Genomic DNA, 7,827 nt, shown 5'->3' on the forward strand with positions numbered 1-7,827 from the left:
GGAGGGATCACCCCGGCCGGGCCGTGGTCAGGCGGTCTTGCGGGCCACGCCTCCGTAGAAGCCGATCTCCTCCGAGCGCGGCGGCGGGGGGCCGTCCGGGCGCCAGAACGGGGCCTGGGCGAGGCCGGGTTCGACGAGTTCGAAACCGGCGAAGAAGCGCTCGATCTCCGCGCGGGCGCGCAGGTTGAGGGTGGCGGTGGCCCGGCAGTAGATGGCCTGGGCGTCGGTGCGGTCGGCGAAGTCGCCCGTGGCGTGCGAGAGCACCAGGTAGCTGCCGGCCGGCAGCGCCTCGTGCAGGGTGGCGACCACGTCCTCGGGCTTCTCCGCCTCGGTGAGGAAGTGCAGGAGGGCGACGAGCAGTACGGCGACCGGCTGCCCGAAGTCGATGATCTCCCGGACCTCCGGGTCGTCCAGGATGGCCTGCGGGTCGCGCACGTCTCCCAGCACGATGCCGGTCGTGCCGAAGCGGCTGAGCAGCGCGTCGCCGTGGACCTTCACGATCGGGTCGTTGTCGACGTAGGCGACGCGCACGTCCGGCGCCACTTCCTGGGCGACCTCGTGGACGTTCGGGGAGGTGGGCAGGCCAGTGCCGATGTCGAGGATCTGGCGGACCCCGTGACCGACGACGTAGCGGACGGCGCGCTGGAGGAACGCGCGGTTGGCCTGGAGGCCGATCCGTACCTCGGGCGCGGCCTCGGCGAGTTCGTCGCCTGCCCGCTGGTCGACCTCGTAGTTGTCCTTGCCGCCCAGCAGGTAGTCGTAGATCCGCGCGGGGTGCGGCCTGCTGGTGTCGATCTCCTCGGGGCGGAAACCGTCCTGTCTCACACTGCGCTCCTCTCGGCGACCACCACGGCCCCTCCCGCGATCGGCTGCCGACAGCTTGCCACAACAACTTGCGTGCTCCGGCACCCAGTTCGCGGCACGGAAGCCGTGGTCACAGGCCGTGTCCGGACGCCCACGACCACCTCGCCGCCGCGCCCTCGCCGTCCTGCTCCTGCTGGTCGGCGTCAAGGCGGGCGACCTGCGCGAACAGCGCCGGTCGTAGGGGTGCGGGTGCGGTGGCGGACCGCTTCGGGCCGCCCGCGCGGATGACACACCGGATTAATTATCCGGTGTGTTGACGAAAATCGGCGGGCCCTCGCATGCTGGGGAACATGCCATTCCAGGACGGCCCTTCGGCCCACCTCAGGCGGGCCACGGAAGGCTCGTACCCGAACCGCCGCGCGGCTCCGGCCCGTTCTGGACGCCTCTGTACGACGTCGCCGCGGAGTTGCTGACCGCGGCGACCACGTCGTAACCCCCGGGCCGGCCCGGCTCCGTACGGCGTACGGCCCGGAAGCGGCCGTCCCGTGCAGAGGACGGCCACCATCCCCTGGACACACCCGCCTCACTCACCCCTGCCTGCCCTCTCACAGGCAGGGCACCCGCACCTGAACAGATTGAGGAGTACGTGACCCATGAGCAGTAGCGAGCACACGCCGAGTGTCGGACGACGGTCCCTGCTGGCCGGTGCCGCCGGTCTGGGCGCGGCGGCGGCGCTGCCCGCCGCCACCGCGCAGGCGGCCCCGTCCCAGGCGGTCCCGGCGAAGTCCTCCGCGTCGTCCGCGTCCTCCGCGTCCGCTTCGAAGGGGCGGTACCCGGCCAACTGGCCCGATCCGGACACGTACGGTCTCGCGGACGACCATCTCGATCTGTGGCCGCGCGAGGACAACTCCTTCGTCCTGCCGCTCGAACTGCGCCCCCGTGACAAGGAACGCGGCAAGGTGTGGATACGCGACACCTACGTCAACTGCTTCGTCGTCGACGGCCGTCCGCTCTACGTGGCCACCGGCACCACCCGCGTGCCGGGGCTCGACGCGGCGGGCCCGTGGAACGACGGCATCTTCGTGTGGACGGCCCGCTCGCTCGAGGGCCCCTGGAGACTGGCCGACACCACCGGCATCCGGCCGAACGCGGAGAAGGGCAAGGTGTGGTCGCCGGAGTTCGTCGACGAGAACACCGCCGACCGCACGGTCGTCGCCCCCTGGCAGGAGTACTGGACCGACGCCACGTACGGCAAGCGCGGTCACGCCTGGGCCCCTGAGCTGCACTACTTCCGCGGCAAGTGGTACATCGTCGCGTGCACCGGCGACTACTCCAAGAAGGTCGGCTCGTTCATGCTGGTGAGCGAGGGCGGGGTCGAGGGGCCCTACCGGCTCATCGAGGGCAGCCTGGAGAAGCCGTTCGGCGAGTCGTTCATCGGCGGTCCGAGCTTCATCGAGCCGGGCGCCTACTTCCACATCGACGGCGGCCTCTACACCGAGGGCGACGACGCGTGGCTGGTGCTGCACAACAACCTGTACGCGAAGTTCACCGACGACATGGAGAACCTCGTCACGCCGGCGAACCTCCCCACCTTCCAGCAGACGCCCTACTCGCCGGAGCCGTACCTCGAAGGCGCGTACGTGTTCAAGTACGGCGGCAAGTACTTCCTCGTGCACGCCGCGTGGGACCGGTCGTCCATCAACTCCGACGGCACCACGCGCCACGCCTACGACGTGGCGGCCAGCGGGCGGGTGCAGTACCAGTACGACGCGATCGTGGCGGTGGCGGACAAGTTCGAGGGTCCGTACTCCGAGCGGTACACCGCCGGTGTCGCGGCGGGCCACAACAACTTCTTCGTCGACCACAAGGGCGATCTGTGGGCGACGTACTTCCTCAACCCGGCCTTCGGCTACTACGCCAACTCCTCGCGCGTCGGCGACGCCGCCGTCCCCGGTGTCGTACGCCTGGAGTGGACCGGCCCCAAGGGCAACCGCCTGTACGTCAAGCGCCGGAAGTAGCGCTCACCAGGCGCACACTGAAAACGGGCCCGCCCCTGCCGCATGCCGCGGGGGCGGGCCCGTGTCAGTGTGCGCCCAGGCCGTGCAGCAGGGTGTCGACGACGACGTCCGCCGCCCGCGCGGCGCCGAGGTCGGGCAGCTGGCGTGAGACCAGGTGCATGAGCTGCGGAAGCAGCGCGCTCGCCCAGCCCGCCGGCTGGCCGGAGCGCAGCAGTCCCTCGTCCACGGCGCGGCGCAGGAACGCGTCGACCTCCCGGGCGGACGCGTCCCGCCGTGCGCGGACCTCGTCGTCGGCCAGCATCCGGGCGAGGTCCACGGGCCAGGTGCGGTTGACCGTGATGATGTTCTCGACGTAGCGGTGCAGGGCGACGGCGACGGGCGCCTCGCGCAGCCGCGCGTCCGCGACGGCCCGCTCGATGGCCTCCAGGCGGGAGGCGTAGATGGCCGCGAGGAGGTCCTCGCGGGAGGCGAACCGCCGGTAGACGGTGCGCCGGTCCACTCCCGCCTCGGCGGCGATGCTCGCGATGCTCGCGCCCGGGTCGGCGGCGAGCATGCGCGCCCCGGTGGTCAGGACGGCTTCGAGATTGCGTGCTGCGTCGGCTCTCACAGCACCCAGCGTACCTGCGACTGTGGAATCTGCGTCCATTACTGCCTCACGAGCGCGTCTTCCGCGACAGTAAGTGCTACAGTTAAGTGACAGATAGGGGCGGTACTGCCACCCCATTGCCGCTCGACCATCACTGCGGACACTGAGGAGAGAGCGAAATGACCACCTACGACCGGCTCTTCATCGCGAGTTCCTGGACGGCGCCGAGCTCCGCGGAGCTCCTCGACATCCGCTCCCCGCACGACGGCGGCGTGCTCGGCCGCGCCGCCCAGGCGCTGCCGGCCGATGTGGACCGCGCGGTGGCCGCGGCGCGCGCCGCCTTCGAGGACGGGACGTGGCGGCGTACGGCGCCCGCGGAACGCGTCGCGGTGCTGCGGCGGTTCAACGCGCTGCGGGAGGAGAACGCGGAGCGGATCGCGGAGCTGATCTCCGCGGAGAACGGTTCGGCGGGCTGGTTCACGCTGGCCGGTCAGCCCGGTCTGACCCGGCAGGCGAACGCCTACCTCAAGGCGGCCGAGGAGTTCGGCTGGGAGGAGACCCTCGTCCCCTCGGACCCCGGCTCCCGCGTGCGCAGTGTGGTGCGCCGGGAGGCGGTGGGCGTGGTGGCCGCGGTGATCCCGTGGAACTCGCCGTTCTCGTCGGCCACCGCGAAGATCATCCCGGCGCTGCTCGCCGGGAACTCGGTGGTGCTGAAGGTGTCGCCGGAGAACTCGCTCAGCATGGGCCTCCTCGCCAAACTGCTCGAACGGGTGGGCCTGCCCGAGGGCGTGATCAGCGTGCTGCCCGCCGACCGGGAGACCAGTGAGTACCTGGTGTCGCATCCGGACGTCGACAAGATCGCGTTCACCGGTTCGACCCGGGCGGGGCGCCGGATCGCCGCCATCGCGGGCGAGCAGCTCAAGCGGGTCAGCCTCGAACTGGGCGGCAAGTCCGCCGCGGTGATCCTGCCGGACGCCGACCTCGGCGCGGTGGTACGGGGCCTGAAGTTCCAGTCGCTGCTGAACAACGGCGAGTCGTGCATCGCGCAGACCCGGATCCTCGCACCGCGCAGCCGCTACGAGGAGGTCGTCACGGCGCTGAAGGAGCTGATGGAGTCACTGAAGGTCGGCGCCCCCGACGACCCGGACACCTTCATCGGCCCGATGATCCGCCGCGACCAGCAGCAGCGGGTCCGCGACTACATCCGGCTCGGTGTCGAGGAGGGCGCCCGCCTGGTCACCGGCGGTCCCGAGGTCCCGGCGGGCCTGGAGGAGGGCAACTACGTCACTCCGACCCTCTTCGCCGACGTCGACAACTCCATGCGGATCGCGCAGGAGGAGATCTTCGGCCCGGTCCTGGTGGTCATCGCCTACGACGACACCGAGGGCGCCGACGACGCGGTGCGGATCGCGAACGACTCCGAGTACGGCCTGTCGGGCGGTGTGTGGTCCGCCGACGAGTCCCGCGCCCTGGAGGTCGCCCGCCGCATCCGCACCGGCACGGTCACCGTCAACGGGGCGTCCGTCGGCTTCGACGGCCCCTTCGGCGGCTTCAAGGCCAGCGGCATCGGCCGCGAGTACGGCGCGACGGGCCTCGCCCAGTACGTCGAGTACAAGACCATCACCGTGTGACCGCCGGCCCGGGACACCCCCGTCGGCGCGGGCGGCGCTCAGCCCGCGTCCGTGAGCCTTTCCGCCACCCGCAGCGACTGCTCCCGCAGCCAGATGTGAGCGGCGTCGTGGGTGTGGACGGGGTGCCACCACAGCGCCTCCCGCAGCGGCACCGCCTCGTACGGGGGCGGCAGTACCCGGACGCCGCTGCCGGCCGCGTGCCCCGCGAACCGCTTCGCCAGCCGCTCCTGGACGAGGGCCACCCGCCGGGTCCCGGCGACCATGAGCGGCAGCAGCTGGAAGCTGTCGACGGAGACCTCGACGCGCGGCTCGATGCCGAGCATGCCGAGCTGGCGCACGGCGGGCGCGTCGTAGGTGCGCTGGTAGGTCACCCACGGCAGCCGGGCCAGGTCCTCGTGGGTGATCCGGTCACGGACCTCGGGGTGGTCGTCCGCGACGAGGTAGACCCAGCGGTCCTCGTACAGGTCGGTGGCGGGAAAGTCGCTGATGATGCCGTGCGGCATGAACAGGCCGTCGCTCGCGCTGAGCAGCGTGGCCGTGTCGGATCAGCAACCAGCACCACTCGATGGCCATCGCCCAGGGCCCGCACACCGCGCTGCACCACGTCTCCTTCGAGATGCGCGGCCTGGACGAGTACATGCGCGGTTCGGGCCGGGTGATGCGGGCGGGCTTCCGCAAGATCTGGGGTCCGGGCCGGCACATGGCGGGCGACAACACCTTCACGTACTTCCTCGACCCGCACGGCAACACCGTCGAGTACACCACCGAGCTGGAGTGCCTGGACGAGGACACCTGGCACCCGCACGTCTACGATTTCTCGCGGCCCGAGGTCACCGACCAGTGGGGCACCGCCAACCCGATGAACGAACTGGTCGCGAAGGAGTCGTTCAACGACGTCGACCGCGGTGTGTTCGTCGCCCCGCCGGTCTGATCCGCACCCGCCCTCCGGAGAACCCCGCATGCGCTTCGCAAGCTATGTCCACGACCACCGGACCCACGTCGCCGCCGTCGGGCAGGACGGCATCCTCCGCCCCCTGCCCGGGATCGGGACGCTCAACGAACTCCTCGACGGCGGCGGCGGGCTGCCCGCCCTGCTCGACGCCGGTGCCGCCGCGCGCGGCGTGCCGCCGGGCCCGCACGTGACCGAGGTGCGGCTGCTGCCCCCGCTCCGGCCCGCGTCGATCCGCGACTTCGTCACCTTCGAGGAACACGTCGAAGGCGTACGGCGGTCCGTCGACGGTGCCGCGGGCGTACCGGAGCAGTGGTACGCGGCGCCGACGTTCTACTTCACCAACCCGCACGCGGTGTTCGGGCCGCACGACGACATCCCCGTACCGCCGGGCTCGGACGCCCTCGACTTCGAGCTGGAGGTCGGCGCCGTCATCGGCCTCGAGGGCCGCGACCTCACCCCGGAGCAGGCCCGTGACCACATCGTCGGCTACACCGTGTTCAACGACTGGTCCGCCCGCGACCTCCAGTCCGCCGAGATGAGGGTCGGCCTCGGCCCCTGCAAGGGCAAGGACACCGCCACCACCCTCGGCCCGTACCTCGTCACCGCCGACGAACTGGAGCCGTACCGCGACCCGGACGGCTTCCTGCGCCTGGCGCTGCGGGCCGAGGTCAACGGGGAGGTGGTCGGCGAGGACCTGCTGTCCAACATGAGCTGGACCTTCGAGGAGATGACCGCCTACGCCTCGCGCGGCACCCGCGTCGTCCCCGGCGACGTGCTCGGCTCCGGCACCTGCGGCAACGGCGGCTGTCTCGCCGAACTGTGGGGCCTCGGCGGCGAGCGCACCCCGCCGCCGCTGCGGCCCGGCGACACCGTCACCCTCACCGTCGAAGGCGTCGGTACGGTCGCCAACGCCGTGGTGCCGGGGCCGCGGCCCGTCGCACTGCCGACGGGCCGGCGCCGCCCGCGGGAACGGCCCTGAGCGCCCCTGCGCAAAGCCCCCGGCCCACCGTCCGTTCTCCCCTCGCCGGAACCTCCGACCCCTTCGGAAACACCGTTCACGGACAGGTCCGGCCCAGGAACGGACCTGAAGCGACGCGGGGGTGACAAAAGCGGGCGGATTGCTTTGGCGTGGTGTCCGATGTGCTGCAATGTCCGGCATCAGCGGAGACAACGGCCGGTCGCGGTCGCCTCCCTGGGGAGCGCACCGGTCCGCCTCGCGCGTGCCGGTGCGGTACACGAAGCGAGGGACGCTATGCCGGTGAAGGCAGTGCAGGGCGCCACGGACGAGGAGGCCCTGTTCCGGGAACTGGTGGAGTCGTCCCAGGACGCCATTCTCGTCAAGTCGCTCGACGGGACCATCGCCTTCTGGAACGCGGCCGCGCACCGCCTCTACGGCTACCCCGCACAGGACGCCGTCGGCCGCCACATCGGCATGCTCATCCCCCACGGCCTCCAGGACGAGGAAGCCTGCCTTCGGCGACGCACCGGCCGCGGCGAACGCATCGAACACCACGAGACCCAGCGCACCACCAGCGAAGGCCGCGTCCTCGACGTCGACATCACCTTCTTCCCCATCCACCACGGCAACGGCACCGTCGCCGGCGTCTGCGCCATCACCCGCGACATCACCGAACGCAAACAGGCCGACGCGCGGGTCGCCGAACTCGCGATGATCGTTGAGTCGTCCACGGACGCCATCCTGACCAAGGCCCTCGACGGGACCATCACCTTCTGGAACGCCGCCGCGCACCGCCTCTACGGCTACCCCGCACAGGACGCCGTCGGCCGCCACATCGGCATGCTCATCCCCCACGGCCTCCAGGACGAGGAAGCCTG

General features: G+C 71.2%; 6 protein-coding genes and 2 pseudogenes. 5 read left to right on the forward strand and 3 right to left on the reverse strand.

The features are described from left to right. Positions 1-27: 27 nt before the first annotated feature. A complete protein-coding gene (locus ACFV6E_RS01715) occupies positions 28-825 on the reverse strand; it encodes an SAM-dependent methyltransferase (RefSeq protein WP_385458794.1) in 798 nt (265 codons plus the stop codon). Between the two features lie 632 nt (positions 826-1,457). Here ACFV6E_RS01715 and ACFV6E_RS01720 point away from each other — a divergent pair. Then, positions 1,458-2,822: a family 43 glycosylhydrolase gene (locus ACFV6E_RS01720; RefSeq protein WP_385458796.1), complete on the forward strand. Its 1,365-nt coding sequence runs from the start codon at positions 1,458-1,460 to the stop codon at positions 2,820-2,822. Positions 2,823-2,886: 64 nt separating this feature from the next. Here the strand turns inward: ACFV6E_RS01720 and ACFV6E_RS01725 are convergent, their stop codons facing one another. Next, positions 2,887-3,375: a TetR/AcrR family transcriptional regulator gene (locus ACFV6E_RS01725; protein WP_385164994.1), complete on the reverse strand. Its 489-nt coding sequence runs from the start codon at positions 3,373-3,375 to the stop codon at positions 2,887-2,889. Between the two features lie 212 nt (positions 3,376-3,587). Here ACFV6E_RS01725 and ACFV6E_RS01730 point away from each other — a divergent pair, with 212 nt between their 5' ends. Then, positions 3,588-5,039 (forward strand): aldehyde dehydrogenase, encoded by a 1,452-nt coding sequence (locus ACFV6E_RS01730; protein ID WP_385458798.1) that lies wholly within the window; start codon positions 3,588-3,590, stop codon positions 5,037-5,039. 38 nt (positions 5,040-5,077) lie between these two features. Here ACFV6E_RS01730 and ACFV6E_RS01735 read toward each other — a convergent pair. Beyond that, positions 5,078-5,578: pseudogene (locus ACFV6E_RS01735) on the reverse strand (LysR substrate-binding domain-containing protein); the annotation flags it as partial. A 2-nt stretch (positions 5,579-5,580) separates the two neighbouring features. Here ACFV6E_RS01735 and ACFV6E_RS01740 point away from each other — a divergent pair. The 3 genes and pseudogenes from ACFV6E_RS01740 to ACFV6E_RS01750 all read left to right on the forward strand — a co-directional run. Further along, positions 5,581-5,970: pseudogene (locus tag ACFV6E_RS01740) on the forward strand (VOC family protein); the annotation flags it as partial. A gap of 28 nt (positions 5,971-5,998) precedes the next feature. Next, the gene (locus tag ACFV6E_RS01745; RefSeq protein WP_385164877.1) at positions 5,999-6,970 is read left to right on the forward strand and encodes a fumarylacetoacetate hydrolase family protein; all 972 of its coding nucleotides are present in this window, start codon (positions 5,999-6,001) and stop codon (positions 6,968-6,970) included. A gap of 279 nt (positions 6,971-7,249) precedes the next feature. Then, positions 7,250-7,827 (forward strand): PAS domain-containing protein (locus ACFV6E_RS01750; protein ID WP_385458800.1); only part of this gene is annotated, 578 nt, incomplete at its 3' end.

The sequence above is a fragment of the Streptomyces sp. NPDC059785 genome (genome assembly GCF_042732375.1).
Lineage (GTDB): Bacteria > Actinomycetota > Actinomycetes > Streptomycetales > Streptomycetaceae > Streptomyces.

Bases quoted from the DNA above. Each gene is read 5' to 3' on its own strand.
- ACFV6E_RS01745 (WP_385164877.1), top strand. From the start codon at position 5,999: ATGCGCTTCGCAAGCTATGTCCACGACCACCGGACCCACGTCGCCGCC.
- ACFV6E_RS01720 (WP_385458796.1), top strand. From the start codon at position 1,458: ATGAGCAGTAGCGAGCACACGCCGAGTGTCGGACGACGGTCCCTGCTG.
- ACFV6E_RS01725 (WP_385164994.1), bottom strand. From the start codon at position 3,375: ATGCTCGCCGCCGACCCGGGCGCGAGCATCGCGAGCATCGCCGCCGAG.
- ACFV6E_RS01730 (WP_385458798.1), top strand. From the start codon at position 3,588: ATGACCACCTACGACCGGCTCTTCATCGCGAGTTCCTGGACGGCGCCG.